The sequence below is a fragment of the Pseudomonas sp. Au-Pse12 genome, assembly GCF_021341665.1.
Classification (GTDB): domain Bacteria; phylum Pseudomonadota; class Gammaproteobacteria; order Pseudomonadales; family Pseudomonadaceae; genus Aquipseudomonas.
In genome coordinates, this window is the sequence record NZ_JAJTTH010000049.1 from 1 (window position 1) to 259 (window position 259).

A 259-nucleotide genomic window follows, 5' to 3' on the forward strand; every position below is an offset into this window, starting at 1 on the left:
ACAAACTCGTGAGCACATCCTGCTGTCCCGTCAGGTAGGCGTTCCGTACATCGTTGTCTTCCTGAACAAGGCTGACATGGTTGACGACGCTGAGCTGCTGGAACTGGTTGAAATGGAAGTGCGCGATCTGCTGAGCACTTACGACTTCCCAGGTGACGACACTCCGATCATCATCGGTTCGGCTCTGATGGCTCTGAACGGCCAAGACGACAACGAAATGGGTACCACCGCTGTTAAGCGTCTGGTAGAAACTCTGGAC

The 259-nt window shown here is 54.1% G+C and carries 1 protein-coding gene; it reads left to right on the plus strand.

From position 1 onward, the window contains the following. A partial coding sequence (locus tag LXM55_RS32375; protein WP_233324214.1) for a GTP-binding protein occupies positions 1 to 259 on the plus strand: 259 nt, incomplete at both ends.